Genomic DNA, 17,473 nt, shown 5'->3' on the forward strand with positions numbered 1-17,473 from the left:
ACTCGTCGTTCCCCACGATCGCCCGTTCGGCGTCGCGGGCCGAGACAGCCGCACTGCTTCCCGGACCCGCACTTCCCGTCCGCGGCCGGGCGGGCAAGACCGGGTCGCGACCCACACCCCGAAGAGTTGCCCGATGATATCGGCCCCCGCCGCATCCCGCACGGCTTCGTCGACTTCGCGCTGGATCCGGGACCTACCGTTCGTCCCCCTCCGGCTGCCGTTCACCCGGCAGGGGCGGCCATTCGCCGGGGATCTCCTCGACCGGCCCGTGGAGAGTTTAGGGTCACAGGTGGCCCCTCATGGTGCAGGTAACGCGAAGGAAGTGACTCAGATGACCGAAACCGCCGATCACCCGGACGCCTACCCGCCGAGCGCGGAGTTCGCTGCCGCGGCGAATGTGGATGCGGGTATCTACGAGCGTGCCGCGCAGGATCGCGAAGGGTTCTGGGCGGAGCAGGCCGATCACCTGCACTGGCATCAGCGCTGGAACCAGGTGCTCGACTGGAGCGACGCGCCGGTGGCGAAATGGTTCGTCGGCGGACGCCTGAACGTTGCCTACAACTGCGTGGACCGGCATGTGCTCGAGGGCCGCGGCGACAAGGTGGCGCTGCACTGGGAGGGCGAGCCCGGCGATTCCCGCACGATCACCTACGCCGACCTGCTCGCCGAGGTCGGCCGCGCGGCGAACTACCTGACCTCGCTCGGTTTGACGGCGGGCGACCGGGTCGCCATCTACATGCCGATGATCCCGGAAACCATCGTGGCGATGCTGGCCTGCGCGCGCCTGGGCCTCACGCATTCGCTGGTTTTCGCCGGGTTCTCCCCGACCGCCCTGCGGCAGCGCATCGACGATGCCGAGGCGCGCCTGGTAATCACCACCGACGGCCAATGGCGTCGCGGCAATCCGGCACCGCTGAAGGAGGCGGTCGACGAGGCGCTGTTCGCGCACGGTGACGTTCCGTCCAGCGTGGAGCATGTGCTGGTGGTGCGCCGGGTCGGGATCGAGGTGGCGTGGACCGAGGGACGCGATCTGTGGTGGCACGAAACCGTCGCCCAGGCCGAGCCCGCCCACGAGGCGGAGGCGTTCGATTCCGAACATCCGCTGTTCATCCTCTACACCTCGGGCACCACCGGTAAGCCCAAGGGCATCCTGCACACCAGCGGCGGATACCTGACCCAGACCAGCTACACCCACCGCGTGGTGTTCGACCACAAACCGGAAACCGATATCTACTGGTGCACCGCCGACGTCGGCTGGGTCACCGGGCACAGCTATATCGTCTACGGTCCGCTGGCCAACGGCGCCACCCAGGTGCTCTACGAGGGCACCCCGAATTTCCCCGACGAGCACCGGCATTGGCAGATCATCGAGAAGTACGGGGTCACGATCTACTACACGGCCCCCACGCTGGTGCGCACCTTCATGAAGTGGGGGCGCCAGATTCCGGACGCGCACGATCTGTCCTCGATTCGGGTGCTCGGCTCGGTCGGCGAACCGATCAACCCGGAGGCCTGGCGCTGGTACCGCGATGTGATCGGTGGCGGTAAGGCGCCGATCGTCGATACCTGGTGGCAGACCGAAACCGGCGCCATCATGATCTCCCCGCTGCCCGGTATCACCGCCACCAAACCGGGTGCCGCGATGACCCCGCTGCCCGGTATATCCGCGACGGTGGTGGACGAGGAAGGCAATACCGTACGCCGCGGTGAAACCGAGGCCAACGGATATCTGGTCCTCGACCAGCCGTGGCCGTCGATGCTGCGCGGTATCTGGGGCGATATGGAACGCTACCGCGCCACCTACTGGGAGCGTTTCGCCGAACAAGGCTGGTACTTCGCCGGCGACGGGGCGAAGCTCGACGTCAACGGCGATCTGTGGGTGCTCGGCCGGGTCGACGACGTGATGAATGTGTCCGGGCATCGCATCTCCACCGCCGAGGTCGAATCCGCGCTGGTCGGCCATGCCGGGGTCGCGGAGGCGGCGGTGGTCGGCGCCACCGACGAAACCACCGGTCAGGGGATCGTGGCATTCGTGATCCTGGCGGCCGGGGCCACCGACAACGGCGCGGCGATGGTCGACGAACTCAAGGCCGAGGTGGCGCGCGAGATCAGCCCGATCGCCCGGCCGCGGGAGATCCACGTGGTGCCGGAACTGCCCAAGACCCGCAGCGGCAAGATCATGCGCCGGTTGCTGCGCGATGTGGCCGAGGGCCGCGAACTGGGCGACACCTCCACCCTGGTGGACCCCCAGGTGTTCGAGAACATCCGCGCGGGTCGGTCCGAATAGGTCACCCGCCGGGCCCGGGGCGGCGGAGACGCCCATGGGCCCGGCGGTCCCGCCACGGCCGCACTCCTCTGAGGCAGGGTGCGAATGATCGGCGGGAGATCACCGACCGTTAAGATTGCTTACGGTGTGCCGGGAAGTCTGGTCGGCGAGATGGACGTGCGCTCGCCGGTGATCAACCGGTCGAGCGGACGCGGAACATGTCCGTACGACCGAAAGGTTCCCCGTGCTGAGCAGCCCCCGGTCGGAACTCGCCAGATATCTACGGACCGAGACTGTCGGCGGATCATTGCTGCTGATTGCCGCGGCGGTAGCTCTGCTCTGGGCCAACTCACCGTGGAGCGAGAGCTACCTGGCGCTTTCGGAGGCACACCTTCCCATTCCGCCGCTGCACCTGGACCTGACCGTCGCCGAATGGGCCAAGGACGGCCTGCTCGCCATCTTCTTTTTTGTCGCCGGCCTGGAACTGAAACGTGAGCTCGTCGTCGGTGAACTCGCCGACCCGAAACGTGCGGCGCTGCCGATCATCGCCGCCGCCGGTGGCGTGGTCACCCCGGCGCTCATCGCGTTCTCCGTAGGATTCGGCGTGCCGGGGATGGACCAGGCCTGGGCCATCCCGGTAGCCACTGATATCGCCTTCGCGCTCGCTGTGCTGGCGATGACAGGGTCGCGGATCCCGGCCAGCGCGCGGGTTTTCCTGCTCAGCCTCGCGGTCGTCGACGATCTGATGGCCATCGCGCTCATCGCGGTGCTGTTCACGGCCGGGCTGGCCTTCACCTGGCTGCTGGCGGCGCTGGCCTGCTGCGCGGCCTGGTGGTTCGCCCAGCACCGGCGCTGGAAATCGCCGCTGATCTACCTCGTGATCGGACTTGTGTGCTGGTACGCCCTGCACGAGGCCCATATCCATCCCACGCTGGCCGGGGTGGCGTGCGGTCTGCTCACCCGAGTGCGGCGCGACGACGGCGAAGACGAAGCGCCCGCCACCCGGTGGGAACACCGGGTCCAGCCGATCTCGGCCGGACTGTGTGTGCCCCTGTTCGCCCTGTTCGCCTCCGGCGTGCCGTTCAATATCGAGGTCCTCGGCGATATGTTCACCGAACGGCTTTCCCTGGCGATCATCCTCGGCCTGCTGTTCGGGAAAATCATCGGCATCTTCGGCATCAGCTGGGTCGCGATCCGCTTCGGTCTCGCCAAACGTCCCGCGCAGCTGGGTTACCGCGATATGTTCGCCCTGTCGGTGCTGGGCGCGATCGGGTTCACCGTTAGCCTGCTCGTGGCGGAACTTGCGCTCGAGGACTACCCCGAATCCGCCGAATTGGCCAAAGCCGCGGTCCTGGTGACCTCCATGGCCGCATCGTTGATCGGTTCGGCGCTACTGTTGCGGCGTGGGCGTGTCCACGACGCACGGCGCGACGCGGATGCGCTAGAACCAGAACAGTAAGACCGAGCAGGATCGGGACAGGGAGAGGGTCGACCACGTGAGTGTCACACAGGGCGGTAACGGCGACGGCGCACGAGGCGGCACGGTCACCTCGATTCCGCTGTCCGAGATCGACCCGCACGCTTCGGCCAGTTTCGGCAGTCTGGTCCGCGACGCCTCCGAACAGGTCTCGACCCTGGTCCGCGCCGAAGTGGCTCTCGCCAAGGCGGAGGTCACCGGGGAGATCAAGAAGGGCCTGCAGGGCAGCGTCTTCTTCATCGGCGCGCTGACCGTCCTGCTGTTCAGCAGTTTCTTCTTCTTCTTCGCGGTCGCCGAAACGCTGGATATCTGGCTCACCCGCTGGGCCGCGTTCTGGATCGTCTTCGCGTTCATGATCGTGGTGACGGTGCTGCTGGCGTTCCTCGGCTACCGGAAGGTCAAGAAGCTGCGGGCACCGGAGAAGACGATCGACTCGCTCAAGCAGACCCGTACGGTGCTGCCCTCGGGATTCGGCAGCCACGACGAGCCGACCGCGCTGGAGAAGACCACCCGCTGAGCGGGTCAGACACCGGGCGCGACCGGACGTTCACTACGCTCGGACGCCGTGGCGTCGAACTTTCCACCGGACCCGTCGAGCGTGCGCTACGACGGCGCCTGGACGCACCGTGATGTGCACGCCAACGGGATACGGTTGCACGTGGCCTCCGCCGGCCCCGGCGACCCCGAGGCCCCGCTGGTGGTGCTGCTGCACGGGTTCGCCGATTTCTGGTGGACCTGGCGGCATCAGCTCACCGCGCTGGCCGCGCTCGGCTATCACGCGGTCGCGGTGGATCTGCGCGGCTACGGCGACAGCGACAAACCTCCGCGCGGCTACGACGGCTGGACCCTGGCCGGCGATATCGCCGGCCTGATCCGCGCGCTCGGCTACAGCAGCGCGACACTCGTCGGGCATGCCGACGGCGGGCTGGTCTGCTGGGCGACCGCGGTCCTGCATCCCCGGCTGGTGCGGGCGATCGCGGTGGTGTCCTCACCGCACCCGGCGGCTTTGAAGAGCGCGGTATGGCGTGACCACGCGCAACGTCGCGCCTTCCTTCCAGGGTTCCTGAACGCGCAGCTCCCCCGGTATCCCGAATACCGGCTCACCCGCGACAACGGTCGCGGCGCCGCCGATCTGCTCACCGGCCGCAGTTCGCCGGCCTGGGCCGATACCGCGGAATGCGCCGAGACGGCACGGCGGATGAGCTCGGCCATCCGGATTCCCGGCGCGGCCCATTGCGCGCTGGAGTACCAGCGGTGGGCGTTCCGCAGCCAGTGGCGTGCGGACGGCCGCCGGTTCATCGCCGTGATGCGCAAACCCGTCGATATCCCGGTGCTCTCCCTGCGGGGCGAGCTCGATCGGTACATCCTGCCGAATACCGTGCACCGGGGCTCGCACCTGTCACCCCGCCGCCAGGTGGTGACCGTGCGCGACGCCGGGCATTTCGCGCATCAGGAGAACCCGGACGCGGTCACCGCCGAAATCGCCAAACTCCTCGGCGGGCACGACGACCGAAGACCGGACCGCTACGCCTGAACACCTACACCGCTGTCTGTTCCGCGCTGTACTACCGGGTCGCGCTCAGCTCAGCACACACGGGCCCGTAGCGACCGGCAGTGTCGACGCGGGCGCCGCGGTGATCCGTTCCCGGACCTCGTCCAGCGTCAGCACATAACCGGTGTCGTCGTCGGTGACGGCGGCGCCGAACACCACGCCGAGCACCTTGCCCTCGGTATCGACCAGTGGGCCACCGGAATTACCGGCCCGCACCTGCCCGCGCACCGTGTACACCTCACGCTCGACGGTGCCGTCGCGGTAGATGGTGGGCCCGGTGAGATCCAGGGTCTCCCGGACCCGGGCGGCGCTGGCCGTGTACCGGCCGCCGCCGGGATAACCGAGCACGATCGCGCTCTCTCCCGAAGTGGCCGCCTCCGGCGCCTGTGGAATCACCGGCGCCGTGAGACCGGGCACCGACAGCACCGCGATATCCATGGACGGATCGAACTCCACCACCGACGCTTCCAGCGGCCCCGCGGCGGAATCCACCGTCACACTGGTGGTTCCGGCCACCACGTGCGCGTTGGTCATCACCCGTTCCGGTGCGACCACGAACCCGGACCCTTCCAGCGCGCGCTGGCAACTCGGCGCGACCCCGCGGATCCGCAACACACTCTGCTGTAGCGAACCGGCCACCGGACTGGCCAGCACACTGGGATCCGGCGGTTCCACCGCGGCGATGGGCGCCCGCCCGAACGGACCGATCACATCCGGAAGACCCGAAGTATTCAGCAGTTTCGAGAACTCGTTGGGCAGGGTGCGCAGCCATTCCGGCGCCACCCGGTTCACATCGGCGAGCACCCGGGAACTGTTGATCGCCGCGGCGATGGCCGGCTGTGAAGAGGTGGCCAGTGGCAACGCCAGCAACCAGGCCGTCACCAGTACCGCACCGGCCATGAGCACCGCGCCGACCGTACTGTCGGCGCTGCGTGCGAAGGGGTGGCGCATCCCGCTGCGCGCTGCCCGGCCGAGCACCATCCCGGCGATCTCGCCGACGATCACCAGCAGCACGATGAGCAGCACCCCCGCCAGCACCCGGCTGCGGCCCTCGTCGATGTGCACGAGGATATGCGGCGCGATCAGGATGCCGGCGACGGCGCCGAGCACCACCCCGAGAAATGCCAGCGCCGAACCCACCGCTCCCTGCCGCCACCCGGAGGAGGCGGCCAGCAACGCCAAGATCACCACTGCGATATCGAGCCACGCAGACGAGCTCACAACACCATCCCCACCGCGGCCAGCGCCTGTTCCAGATCACGCACGTCGGTTCGGTCCCATTCCGCTTCCCAGCCCAGCGAAGTCACAAGTCCGGCCAGTATGCCGCCGGTGAGCCCCCAGACCAACATTCCGTCCACCTGGAACGCCGGACTCCGGTACCCGAGGGAGCTGCGTACCAGGAAACGGTTCGCCGGATCCAGCAGCTCGGACATCGGTACGCGGACCACCCGATCGGTTTCCCCGCGGTCCATCACCCGCACCTCGCTCGGCGTACGCCAATAGGCGACCACCGGCGTCACATCGAATCGCGAGGGCGGAACGAAGAGTTTCGGCAGGGTCGCGATCGGCTCGACCCCCGCGCGCTCGAGCCCCGTCTCCTCCCAGGCTTCCCGCAACGCGGTATCGATCGGCCCGTCGTCACCGGGGTCCACGGCACCGCCGGGGAAAGCGACCTGTCCGCGGTGGTTGCGCATGGTGGAGGCGCGCTGGGTCAGCAGGACCTCCGCGTCCGCGGGGAGACCGCCCGGCGCCTCCGGGTCGCCGGCGGGATCACCGGCGAACAACACCAGCACCGCGGCCTGGCGGACCTTGCCCGCCATCGTGCGCCGCAGAACCCGGGTCCGGCCGAGGGTATCGGCGAAATCGGGCAGCCCGGGCCCGGCCGCCCTGCTGAGCCAGGACGGCACCTGCTCGTCGGTCAAGAAGCCTCCCTCGAAGCAATTACCTGTGGGCGGCGCAGACCGTGGGGAAGGCAGGAACAACGCATCACGCCGCAACTCCCAGGGCACCGGCCACGGTATCGGCGATATCGGTGACATCGCGGAACGGGCGGGCGACGTAGTCGGCGATCGACCCGTCCGGCCGGACCAGCACCGTGATCGGCAGCGCGTTCGGCGCGTTCGCCGCCGCGCGGATCCGGGCCTCGGGATCCTGCAGGCCGGGTAGCCGCAGTTCCGGGCGCTGTTGCGCCCGCAGGTCGGCGTTGAGCGCGGCCAGCAGGGACAGTGCCTTCGCCTCGTCCGGGTCGCTGTGCACGGTGAGCACCCGTACCGCGGGCCCGGCCCGGTCCGCGTACTCCTGGAACAGCGGCAGTTCGGTACGGCACGGTTCACACCAGTAGGCCCACAGGTTCAGCACCATCGGTGCACCGGTCATCCGGCCGGGCGCCACGGGCGCACCGTCGGCCAGGCAGCTCGTGACGATATCGGCCAGCGGGCCCGCCGCGGACGCGGATTCCGGCGGGCAATCCGCCGCCCCCGATTCCTGCCGCAGTGTGGGCTCGATCCGGGCGGGTTCGGGCGTCGCCTGCGTTCGGCCGGAATCCGAATCGCCGCGCGGCCACAATGCCGCCGCCGCCGCCACCGCCACGATTACCGCCGTCAACGCCCATTTCCAGAAAACCGGTATTCGGCTCACCGGCCCACCAGTTCGAGCAGATGCGCTTTCTCCGGACCCTTCACCAATGCGGCGGCACTTTCCGGATCGGTCGGGCCGGCACCGAACGACGGGCAATCCTTTGCCAGCACGCAGACGCCGCATGCGGGTTTACGGGCATGGCAGACACGGCGCCCATGGAAGATCACCCGATGGGACAGCAGCGTCCACTCCTTGCGTTCGATGAGCGCACCCACGGCGTGCTCGACCTTGACCGGATCCTCCTCGGTGGTCCAGCCCCAGCGCCGCACCAACCGGCCGAAATGGGTATCGACCGTGATACCCGGAATTCCGAACGCGTTACCGAGAATGACATTGGCAGTTTTACGGCCGATCCCGGGCAACCGGACCAGCTCCGCCATGGTGTGAGGTAACTCACCGTCGTGACGTTCGAGCAACGCCTGCCCGAGCCCGATCAGCGAATTGGCTTTGTTGCGATAGAAACCCGTGGGCCGGATGAGTTCTTCCAGCTCCGTGCGGTTCGCCTCGGCGTAGGCCCGGGCGTCCGGATAGGCCGCGAAAAGTGCGGGAGTGGTCATATTCACTCGCACATCCGTGCACTGCGCCGACAGGATCGTGGCGACCGCCAATTCCAGCGGAGTACCGAAATCCAATTCGCAGTGCGCGTCCGGAAATGCCCGTGCCAGCATCCGGTTCATCCGGCGTGCCCGGCGCACCAGACCCAATTGTGTCTCCGCCGGTCGCGAGCGGGTTTTCCGATTTCCGACCCCGTCGGACACCGGGCGCCCCGCGGCTGCCGCGGCGGTTCCGGAAAGGGGGCTTCCGGCGGTATCGGAGGGGGTGATTCGCACCCGTCCACCATACGGAACCCGCCGACAACGTTGTCCCGCCAGTTCTGGTCCCGTATTCCATCTGAGACCTCGACCGTGTTTACTACCCGGCATGCAAGGACTCGCTGTGGCGCTCTTCCCAGTGGTGTTGATGCTGTTCGCCCTCGGTATGGAACGAGTGGAGAACCGTCTGCGCAAACTTGTCGAGCCCGACGAGGAAGTCCAGGCCTACCTGGACAAAGCCAGCAACGCCGAGGTCAACGAGCTCACCAAGCTCGGCCTACCGGCGGCGGTGGCGCGTATGCGCCGACGCCGTAACCGCACCGAGGAGGCCGAGGACTCCCTCGATATCGCCCGCGCGAGCTGATCCGTGCGCCCACTGGCGCGTGCGGGGCGCGTCCCGGTTAACCTTCCTTACGTGGTGTCTGTCACTGCGCGCCGATAGGGCCGCGTAGACTGCACTGTCGGCCGACTCGCATCGGTCCGACGACTACAGCCATTCCCGATAAGGAGCACATTCGTGGACGAGGCCCTCGCCAGAGCAGGCATCTTCCAAGGCGTTGAGCCCACCGCGGTGGCTGCGCTCGCCAAACAGCTGCAGCCCGTGGATTTCCCCCGCGGCCACGTCATCTTCAACGAAGGTGAACCCGGCGATCGGCTGTACATCATCACGGCCGGCAAAGTGAAGCTGGGCCGGCGTTCCCCGGACGGCCGGGAGAATCTGCTGACCATCATGGGCCCGTCGGATATGTTCGGCGAACTGTCCATCTTCGATCCGGGCCCGCGCACCTCCACCGCCACCACGGTCACCGAGGTTCGCGCCGTCACCATGGACCGGGACGCGCTCAAGTCCTGGATCGATCAGCGCCCGGAGATCGCCGAACAGCTGTTGCGAGTGCTGGCCCGCCGTCTGCGCCGCACCAACAACAACCTCGCGGACCTGATCTTCACCGATGTCCCCGGCCGGGTCGCCAAGGCGCTGCTGCAGCTCGCGCAGCGTTTCGGCACCCAGGAAGCCGGCGCGCTGCGGGTCACCCACGACCTGACCCAGGAGGAGATCGCCCAGCTGGTGGGCGCTTCCCGGGAAACGGTCAACAAGGCGCTCGCCGATTTCGCGCATCGCGGCTGGTTGCGCCTGGAGGGCAAGAGCGTGCTGATCTCCGATTCCGAGCGGCTGGCCCGCCGGGCTCGCTGAGTCCGCACGGCACCACCCCATCCGGGGCCCACGCACGCCGGTAACCGCTCTGCTCAGTGAGTGATTTTCAGCGGCCGGCCGTTCACGGCTATCCGTGGCGGCCGGCGTACCGACTACCTACCGTGCAGCTATGGCCTCAGGCGCCGGATTCGGAGCGCAGGTAGGTGAGCTGGGATTCGACCGAACTGCGCGCCGCCGGCCACAGGCTTTCGTCCACGTCGGCGTACACCTTGCGGACCACGTCCATGGCGTCGGCGTCCGCACCGAGTTCGTCCAGCGCGGAGCGCACCTGTGCGAGCCGTTCGTGCCGGTGCGCGATGTAGTACCGCGCCACCGGTTCCAGGTCGGGATGGTCGGGGCCGTGTGCGGGTAGCAGGGCCCGGCCGGAGCCTTCTTCCAGTAGCCGGTCCATCGAGCGCAGGTAGTCGCGCAGGGTGCCGTCGCGGTCGAGCACAGTGGTCCCACGACCCAGGATGGTGTCGCCGCTGAGGACCGCGTCGGCGAGCAGGAAACTCACCGAATCCGCGGTGTGCCCGGGGGTGTGCAGCACGGTGATCCGCAGGCCGGCGGCCTCGATCACCTCACCATCGGTCAGCGGTTCCACCTCGCCACGCAGGAATTCCGGGTCCACGGCCCGCACCGGTGACCCGGTCAACCGGACCAGTTCGTCGATTCCGCCGGTGTGGTCCGGATGGCGGTGGGTGATCAGCGTGAGTGCGACCGCGCCACCGGTCGCTTCGGCGATCGCGGCGATATGGTCCGGATCGTCCGGGCCCGGGTCGACCACCACACAGTGGGTTTGCCCGGGGGCCCGCAGGATCCAGGTATTGGTCCCGTCCAGCGTCATCGGTCCCGGATTGTCCGCGAGCAACACCGCCGCGGACGGCGTGACCGCACGCAATTGCCCGTAGGCCGGATGAGTGAGTGTCATCGACGACACCTCCGATCAGAAAGCAGCACAATCGAATCTACGGGCCCACTCGCGGCTGCGCCGATCCGCACCCCGGGACGGCCCGCGCGCCGGCCGCCCCGGCAGCGGGACAGGAGTCCGGCACGGCGCCCACCGCGACGGGTGGAGGTGCACAACAGCACACGGCCGGAGCAAGCCTCCATCTGATGCGGCTGCTGCTGCCGGACAACGCGATCATCGACACCGCCTCCTCCGGGAACCGGCCCAGGTCCATCGGTCATCCGGGTGCCGGCATCCGGCCTCGCGGACCACGAGCTAGGTTTGCAGCCCGCGGGCTCGGCGACCGACGTGCCGACCGATGGCTCCCACCCCTCGGGCGAAGTGACGCAGTGAGCGCACTGCGGGAGCCGGTGCGGAGGTACGCAGCGTGAGCAGCGCGCGGCCGGAGCCCGTTCAGCGGTACGCAGGCCACGGGGCGGGAGCACCCAGAGGTCCGGTTATCGGACCTCGGCGATCAGTTCGACCTCCACCGGAGTGTTCTTGGGCAGTTCGAAAACTCCGACCGCCGAACGGGCGTGCGCACCGGCCGGTCCGAACACCTCGCCCAGGAATTCCGAGGCGCCGTTGATCACCAGCGGCTGATCGGTGAACCCCGGCGCGGACGCCACGAAACCGACCACCTTCACGATCCGCACCACCTCGTCGAGGCCCACCAGATCGTGCACCGCGGCCAGGGCGTTGAGTGCGCACCACCGGGCCGCGAGCACCGCCTCCTCGAGCGATACCTCGGCGCCGACCTTGCCGACCGCCGTCAGCTCACCGGCGACGAACGGCAACTGCCCGGAGGTGTAGACATGCGAACCCGTCCGCACCGCGGGCAGGTACGCGGCGACCGGGGCCACCACCTCGGGCACTGTCAGCCCCAGCCGGCCGAGGTTCGCGCGCCATTCGGTCGCGGGTGCGCTCATATCGGATTCCCCCACGCCGCTTACTGCTTCGGCCGCTTCAGGTATGCGACGTGCTGCTCGCCGGTGGGCCCGGGCAGCACGGTCACCAGTTCCCAGCCGTCGGCGCCCCACTGGTCCAGGATCTGTTTGGTCGCATGCGTCAGCAGCGGTACGGTCGCGTACTCCCACTGGGTGATATCGCTCATGCGCACCGAGCGTACTGGGTCCCGGACCCGGCGCCCGGCGCAGGACCGGTGTGGCTGTACAGGCGTCGGATCCCGGTGTCTGGTACACCACAGGAGGACAAACCGTAGTATGCGGGCATCCGTCCGGTCCGGGTTATAGGCTCGCGACCGTGGCAGAACCAACGACGATGCCGGAATCGGCCGAGCCCGACCTGAAAACCGGGTGGCCCGAGCGTGCGGCGAACGCCCGGCTGCACTACGTCTCCGGTAAGGGCGGCACCGGTAAGTCCACGGTCGCGGGGGCCCTGGCATTGGCGCTGGCCGCGGGGGGCCGCCGCGTCCTGCTGGTCGAGGTGGAGAACCGGCAATCGATCGCGCAGTTGTTCGACCTGCCGCCGCTGCCGCCCACCGAAACGAAGATCGCCACCGCCGACGGTGGTGGTGAGGTGGTCGCGCTCGCCCTCGATATCGAGCACGCCTTTCTCGAATACCTCGAAATGTTCTACAACCTCGGGTTCGCCGGCCGGGCCATGCGCCGGATGGGCGCGATCGATTTCGTCACCACGATCGCGCCGGGCCTGCGGGATGTCATCCTGACCGGCAAGATCAAGGAATGCGTGGTCCGGGCCGACAAACAAGGTTCACCGGTCTACGACGAGGTGGTGGTCGATGCCCCGCCGACCGGACGGATCGCCAGTTTCCTGGATGTCACCAAGGCGATGGCCGAACTCGCCAAGGGCGGGCCGATCGCCGGACAGGCCGAAAGTGTCTCGCGGTTGCTGCACTCGGACCAGACGATGATCCACCTGGTCACCCTGCTCGAGGCGCTGCCCGTACAGGAAACCCTCGACGCTGTCGCCGAGTTGAGCGCCAACGATCTGCGGATCGGCAGCGTGATCGTCAACCGGGCCGCGCAGAGCCCGCTGAGCGTCGAGACCCGGGCGAGCGCGGCCGCCGGCGAACTCGACACCGAGGCATTGCGCGCCGGGCTGGAAACGGCCGGAATCAGTCCGACAGCCGCCGATTTCGCCGGCCTGCTCACTGAGACGGTCGAGCATTCGGCCACGCTGACCGCCCAGGATCGCAGCGCCGCGGACCTGCTGGACCTGGATATCGCCCGCCTGCAGCTCCCCACCCTCGCCGAGGGTATGGATCTCGGGGGCCTGTACGAACTGGCCGCCTATCTGACCGAACAGGGAGTCCGATGAGCACCCGACCCGCCGGCCCGGCGCCCCTGGATCTCTCCGGCATCCTCGCCGACCCCACCGCCCGGGTCGTGGTGTGCTGCGGTTCCGGCGGCGTGGGCAAGACCACCACCGCCGCCGCGATCGCGTTGCGCGCGGCCGAACAGGGCCGCAAGGTCGTGGTACTCACGATCGACCCGGCGCGGCGACTGGCCCAGTCGCTGGGGGTCGCGGATCTGGACAACAGCCCGCAGCGGGTCGCGCTGGGTCCCGAAGCCAAGGGCGAACTGCACGCGATGATGCTGAATATGCGGCGCACATTCGACGAGATGGTGCTCGAACACACCACCCCGGAGAAAGCCGAGCAGATTTTCGCCAACCCCTTCTATCAGGCGGTGGCCTCCTCGTTCGGCGGCACCCAGGAATACATGGCGATGGAGAAACTGGGCCAGCTCGCGGGCCGCCGCGAATGGGATCTGATCGTCGTGGATACGCCGCCGTCGCGTAACGCGCTGGATTTCCTGGATGCCCCGAAACGGCTCGGCACCTTCCTCGAGGGCCGGATGATCCGCGTGATCATGGCGCCCGGCCGGGGCGTCGGGCGGTTCGTCACCGGTGCGATGAGCCTGGCCGTGCGCGGTGTGTCGACCATCGTCGGCGGCCAGATGCTCAAGGACGCGTCGAACTTCCTGCAGTCGCTGGAATCGTTGTTCGGCGGATTTCAGGAGCGCGCCAATCGCACCTTCGCGATGCTCGCCCGGCCCGGCACCCATTTCCTCGTGATCGCCGCCCCGGAGCCCGATGCGCTGCGAGAGGCGTCGTTCTTCGTGGATCGGCTGTCCACCGAGAAGATGCCGCTGGCCGGGCTCGTCCTCAACCGGACCCATCCGGTGCTGTGCTCGATACCGGCCGATCACGCCCTCACCGCCGCCGACCGGGTCGCCGAATCCGACCCGCTGACGGCCGGGGTGTTGCGGGTGCACGCCCACCGGGTCGCGATCTCGCGGCGGGAACAGCACCTGCTGCACCGGTTCACCGGCGCCCACCCGCGGGTGCCGATGGTTTCGGTCACCGCCCTGCCGTTCGACGTCACCGACCTGTCCGCACTGCGCGCCGTCGGCGCCCAGCTGGTGGGCGAGGAGACCGCGGCCGCCGGCTGACCGGAACCGTCATACCCCGATCGATCGGCCGCCGGGCACTCGCGAATCGAGTGCCCGGCGGCCGGTTGTCCAATCGGTAATTCCCCTACATAGCCATCTGATGCTGACGCTGGGCGTGGAAGAAGTCCGACCAGGAGGTCACCTCGGGATGCTGTTTGAGCAACGCCCGCCGCTGCCGCTCCGTCATACCGCCCCACACGCCGAATTCGACCCTGTTGTCCAGGGCGTCCGCCCCGCATTCCATCAGGACCGGGCAGTGCCGGCAGATCGTCGCCGCCTTGCGCTGGGCGGCGCCGCGTACGAACAACTGATCGGGATCTACTTCCTTGCATCGGGCCTGGGAAACCCAGGCAATCCTTGCTTCGGCCTGCTCTACATCCAAGCGAGCGACGGGGGTTGTCATGTGCATTTGGTGTGCCCCTTTGCCAGTCCGAACACCGGGTCACGGCGCTCCGGAATCGCGTGTACTCCGCAGCAACCCGAACCCCGCTGCGAAGTGCACCACATTCCACATTGAGTGTTAGCTCTATCACACTGAGCTCTCAATCTAGGTAAAGGTATGCCGCGAGCGCAAGACCGGATGATGACTTTTTGGTACGTCCGTGCCTGCGGACCACTCCCCGTCGACCGCCCCCACGGTCGAATACGCACGTCAGGTGCCCTCACCCGGATTAGCCGCGCAATCGGCGAATCCGGATACACAACACCGAGTGTCCACACGTCACGGACGCCGGACGGCCACCCTCTACCCTGGTGCTGTGCCGATCACACGTGCGCTCCTCAAGCTGGCGGGCAGCTGTGTACTCGCCTCCGTACTCGTTGCCGGAATGTTGTTCCCGGTCGCCGGAGGTTTCGGATTCGTCTCGAACCGCGCCGCCGATGCCGTCGACAACGTGTCGGCGGAACTGGTCGAGGGAACCGTGCCGGCCGTATCCACGATGGTGGACGCGGCCGGTAACCCCATCGCCTATCTGTACGAGCAGCGCCGCTTCGAAGTGCCCAGCGACCGGATCTCCAACGATATGAAGCTGGCCATCGTCTCCATCGAGGACAAACGATTCGCCGACCACCACGGTGTCGACTGGCAGGGCACCATCCGCGCCTTCCTCACCAACACCAGCAGCGGTGAGGTCCAGCAGGGCGCCTCGACCATCGATCAGCAGTACGTGAAGAACTTCAACCTGCTGGTGGTCGCGAAAACCGATGCCGAACGCCGGGCCGCCATCGAGACCACTCCCGCGCGCAAGATCCGCGAGATCCGGATGGCGCTCACCCTGGACAAGGAACTCAGCAAGGACGAGATCCTCACCCGGTATCTGAACCTGGTCCCGTTCGGCAACTCGTCCTACGGCATCCAGGACGCCGCGCAGACCTACTTCGGCATCGACGCGAAAGACCTGAACGTCGCGCAATCGGCGATGCTCGCGGGCATGGTGCAGAGCAGTTCGAAACTGAACCCCTACACCAATCCGGAGGGCGTGACCGCCCGGCGCAACACGGTCCTGGACACCATGATCCAGAACATCCCCAGCCGGGCCGAGGAGTTCCGGGCCGCGAAATCCCAGCCGCTGGGCGTGCTGCCCGAGCCCAAGGGATTGCCGCAGGGTTGCATCGCCGCCGGTGACCGCGGTTTCTTCTGCGACTACGCGCTGCAGTATCTGGCCGAGGCCGGACTGAGCCAGGAACAGATCCAGAAGGGCGGCTACCTGATCCGCACCACCCTGGACCCCGCGGTCCAGGATTCGGTGAAACGTTCGGTCACCGAACATGCCGACCCGCATCTGCCGAATATCGCCTCGGTGATGTCGCTGATCGGCCCGGGCAAGGAGAAACATCCGCTGCTGGCGATGGCCAGCAGCCGCACCTACGGGCTGAACCGGGAAGCGCACGAGACCCTGCTCGCCCAGCCGTACTCGATGGTCGGCGACGGCGCCGGCTCGGTGTTCAAACTGTTCACCACGGCGGCCGCGATGGAGAAGGGCATGGGTATCAACGCCCAGCTCGACGTACCCGGCCGGTTCGACGCCCGCGGTATGGGTAACGGCGGCGCCCCCGGCTGCCCGCCCGCCACCTACTGCGTCGAGAACGCCGGTAACTACCGGTCGCCGATGTCGGTGACCGAGGCGCTGGCGACCTCACCGAACACGGCCTTCGTGAAGCTCATCCAGGCGGTCGGCGTGACGCCCACCGTGGATATGGCGGTCCGGCTCGGGCTGCGTTCCTACACCGAACCGGGCAGTTCCGGCTTCGACAACCAGAGCCTGGCCGACATGATCAAGGGCCAGAACCTCGGTTCGTTCACGCTGGGCCCGGTCGCGGTGAACCCGCTGGAGCTGTCGAATGTGGCAGCCACCCTGGCCTCCGGCGGGACCTGGTGCCCGCCCTCGCCCATCGCGCAGGTCATCGACCGGTACGGCAAACCGGTGCCGCTCACCGAACAGGCGTGCGAGCAGGTCGTCGAGCCGGGTCTGGCCGATACGCTGGCCAACGCCATGGGCAAGGACCACGATCCGGGCGGCACGGCCGGCGCGGCAGCCTCGGCGACGGGCTGGAACATGCCGGTCGCGGCCAAGACGGGGACCACCGAAAGCCACCGCTCCTCGGCCTTCGTGGGCTTCACGAATTCACTGGCCGGTGCCGTCTACGTCTACGGCGACAGCCCGACTCCCGGTGAGATCTGCTCGTTCCCGCTGCGCAACTGCCCGGCCAGCGACGCCAACGGCCTCTTCGGCGGTAACGAACCCGCCCGAACCTGGTTCAAGGCCGCGAAGGACGTTTCGGGGAACTTCCCGCCGCCCGCGCTGCCACCGGTCGACGAGAAATACGTGCGCGGCTCGGCGAACGCGCAGGTGCCCGATGTGGTCGGAATGACGGCGGGTGAGGCGACCGCCGCGCTCACCGGCGCCGGCTTCAAGGTCACCTCGGTGACCGCGCCGGGCTCGGCTCCGAAGGGCACGGTCACCGGTTCGACCCCGAACGGATCGGCGATCCCGGGGTCGCAGGTGACGATCTATCTCAGCGACGGCACCATCCGGCAGGCACCGGAGCCGGGACGTCCGCCCGCACCGACCCAGGCCCCGCCCGGTATACCGCTGCCGCCGTTCCTGCCACCGATCCCCATCCCGATACCCCGGTGATCACCCGGCTATGA

General features: G+C 68.0%; 17 protein-coding genes. 9 read left to right on the forward strand and 8 right to left on the reverse strand.

What is annotated here, in order from left to right; translation table 11 throughout:
- Nucleotides 1-331: 331 nt before the first annotated feature.
- The 4 genes from acs to ACQEVO_RS28970 all read left to right on the forward strand — a co-directional run bounded on the left by acs (nt 332) and on the right by ACQEVO_RS28970 (nt 5,277).
- Nucleotides 332-2,287, forward strand: a complete 1,956-nt coding sequence (gene acs / locus ACQEVO_RS28955; protein WP_432919553.1) for an acetate--CoA ligase — start codon at nt 332-334, stop codon at nt 2,285-2,287.
- A gap of 226 nt (nt 2,288-2,513) precedes the next feature.
- A complete protein-coding gene (nhaA, locus tag ACQEVO_RS28960; protein ID WP_432923122.1) occupies nt 2,514-3,725 on the forward strand; it encodes a Na+/H+ antiporter NhaA in 1,212 nt (403 codons plus the stop codon).
- 37 nt (nt 3,726-3,762) lie between these two features.
- Nucleotides 3,763-4,260 carry a phage holin family protein gene (locus ACQEVO_RS28965; RefSeq protein ID WP_432919555.1) on the forward strand — a complete coding sequence of 166 codons (498 nt, stop codon included), beginning with the start codon at nt 3,763-3,765 and terminating at the stop codon, nt 4,258-4,260.
- A gap of 48 nt (nt 4,261-4,308) precedes the next feature.
- Nucleotides 4,309-5,277 (forward strand): alpha/beta fold hydrolase, encoded by a 969-nt coding sequence (locus tag ACQEVO_RS28970; protein ID WP_432919557.1) that lies wholly within the window; start codon nt 4,309-4,311, stop codon nt 5,275-5,277.
- A gap of 45 nt (nt 5,278-5,322) precedes the next feature.
- Here the strand turns inward: ACQEVO_RS28970 and ACQEVO_RS28975 are convergent, their stop codons facing one another.
- The 4 genes from ACQEVO_RS28975 to nth form a co-directional block, all read right to left on the reverse strand.
- On the reverse strand, nt 5,323-6,516 hold the full coding sequence (locus tag ACQEVO_RS28975) for a MarP family serine protease (protein WP_432919559.1): 1,194 nt from the start codon (nt 6,514-6,516) through the stop codon (nt 5,323-5,325).
- Nucleotides 6,513-7,217, reverse strand: a complete 705-nt coding sequence (locus tag ACQEVO_RS28980; protein WP_432919560.1) for an NUDIX hydrolase — start codon at nt 7,215-7,217, stop codon at nt 6,513-6,515. The genes ACQEVO_RS28975 and ACQEVO_RS28980 overlap by 4 nt, the downstream gene beginning before the upstream one ends.
- A gap of 64 nt (nt 7,218-7,281) precedes the next feature.
- Complete coding sequence (locus ACQEVO_RS28985; RefSeq protein ID WP_432919562.1) at nt 7,282-7,932, reverse strand: redoxin domain-containing protein; 651 nt, start codon at nt 7,930-7,932, stop codon at nt 7,282-7,284.
- Nucleotides 7,929-8,690: an endonuclease III gene (gene nth, locus ACQEVO_RS28990; protein ID WP_432923125.1), complete on the reverse strand. Its 762-nt coding sequence runs from the start codon at nt 8,688-8,690 to the stop codon at nt 7,929-7,931. Before nth ends, ACQEVO_RS28985 begins: the two co-directional genes overlap by 4 nt.
- Nucleotides 8,691-8,868: 178 nt before the next feature.
- Between nth and ACQEVO_RS28995 the strand changes: the two genes are divergently transcribed.
- Nucleotides 8,869-9,108, forward strand: a complete 240-nt coding sequence (locus ACQEVO_RS28995; RefSeq protein ID WP_280402311.1) for a hypothetical protein — start codon at nt 8,869-8,871, stop codon at nt 9,106-9,108.
- Between the two features lie 153 nt (nt 9,109-9,261).
- On the forward strand, nt 9,262-9,936 hold the full coding sequence (locus tag ACQEVO_RS29000; protein ID WP_033243926.1) for a Crp/Fnr family transcriptional regulator: 675 nt from the start codon (nt 9,262-9,264) through the stop codon (nt 9,934-9,936).
- A 136-nt stretch (nt 9,937-10,072) separates the two neighbouring features.
- On the opposite strand, the gene ACQEVO_RS29005 is transcribed toward ACQEVO_RS29000, so the two are convergent.
- The 3 genes from ACQEVO_RS29005 to ACQEVO_RS29015 form a co-directional block, all read right to left on the reverse strand.
- Nucleotides 10,073-10,867: an MBL fold metallo-hydrolase gene (locus ACQEVO_RS29005; protein ID WP_432919565.1), complete on the reverse strand. Its 795-nt coding sequence runs from the start codon at nt 10,865-10,867 to the stop codon at nt 10,073-10,075.
- 476 nt (nt 10,868-11,343) lie between these two features.
- On the reverse strand, nt 11,344-11,814 hold the full coding sequence (locus ACQEVO_RS29010) for a RidA family protein (RefSeq protein ID WP_432919566.1): 471 nt from the start codon (nt 11,812-11,814) through the stop codon (nt 11,344-11,346).
- Nucleotides 11,815-11,834: 20 nt separating this feature from the next.
- A complete protein-coding gene (locus ACQEVO_RS29015; protein ID WP_280402308.1) occupies nt 11,835-11,999 on the reverse strand; it encodes a DUF4177 domain-containing protein in 165 nt (54 codons plus the stop codon).
- 167 nt (nt 12,000-12,166) lie between these two features.
- Here ACQEVO_RS29015 and ACQEVO_RS29020 point away from each other — a divergent pair, with 167 nt between their 5' ends.
- Both ACQEVO_RS29020 and ACQEVO_RS29025 read left to right on the forward strand, forming a co-directional pair.
- A complete protein-coding gene (locus ACQEVO_RS29020) occupies nt 12,167-13,186 on the forward strand; it encodes an ArsA-related P-loop ATPase (protein WP_432923128.1) in 1,020 nt (339 codons plus the stop codon).
- Nucleotides 13,183-14,322, forward strand: a complete 1,140-nt coding sequence (locus ACQEVO_RS29025; protein ID WP_432919568.1) for an ArsA family ATPase — start codon at nt 13,183-13,185, stop codon at nt 14,320-14,322. The genes ACQEVO_RS29020 and ACQEVO_RS29025 overlap by 4 nt, the downstream gene beginning before the upstream one ends.
- Nucleotides 14,323-14,407: 85 nt before the next feature.
- Here ACQEVO_RS29025 and ACQEVO_RS29030 read toward each other — a convergent pair whose 3' ends face one another.
- Nucleotides 14,408-14,731 carry a WhiB family transcriptional regulator gene (locus tag ACQEVO_RS29030; protein WP_432919570.1) on the reverse strand — a complete coding sequence of 108 codons (324 nt, stop codon included), beginning with the start codon at nt 14,729-14,731 and terminating at the stop codon, nt 14,408-14,410.
- Nucleotides 14,732-15,149: 418 nt separating this feature from the next.
- Between ACQEVO_RS29030 and ACQEVO_RS29035 the strand changes: the two genes are divergently transcribed.
- Nucleotides 15,150-17,459 (forward strand): penicillin-binding protein, encoded by a 2,310-nt coding sequence (locus tag ACQEVO_RS29035; protein ID WP_432923131.1) that lies wholly within the window; start codon nt 15,150-15,152, stop codon nt 17,457-17,459.
- Nucleotides 17,460-17,473 lie beyond the last annotated feature (14 nt).

Origin of the sequence: Nocardia sp. CA-290969 (assembly GCF_050936135.1) — a bacterium.
Classification (GTDB): Bacteria; Actinomycetota; Actinomycetes; order Mycobacteriales; family Mycobacteriaceae; genus Nocardia.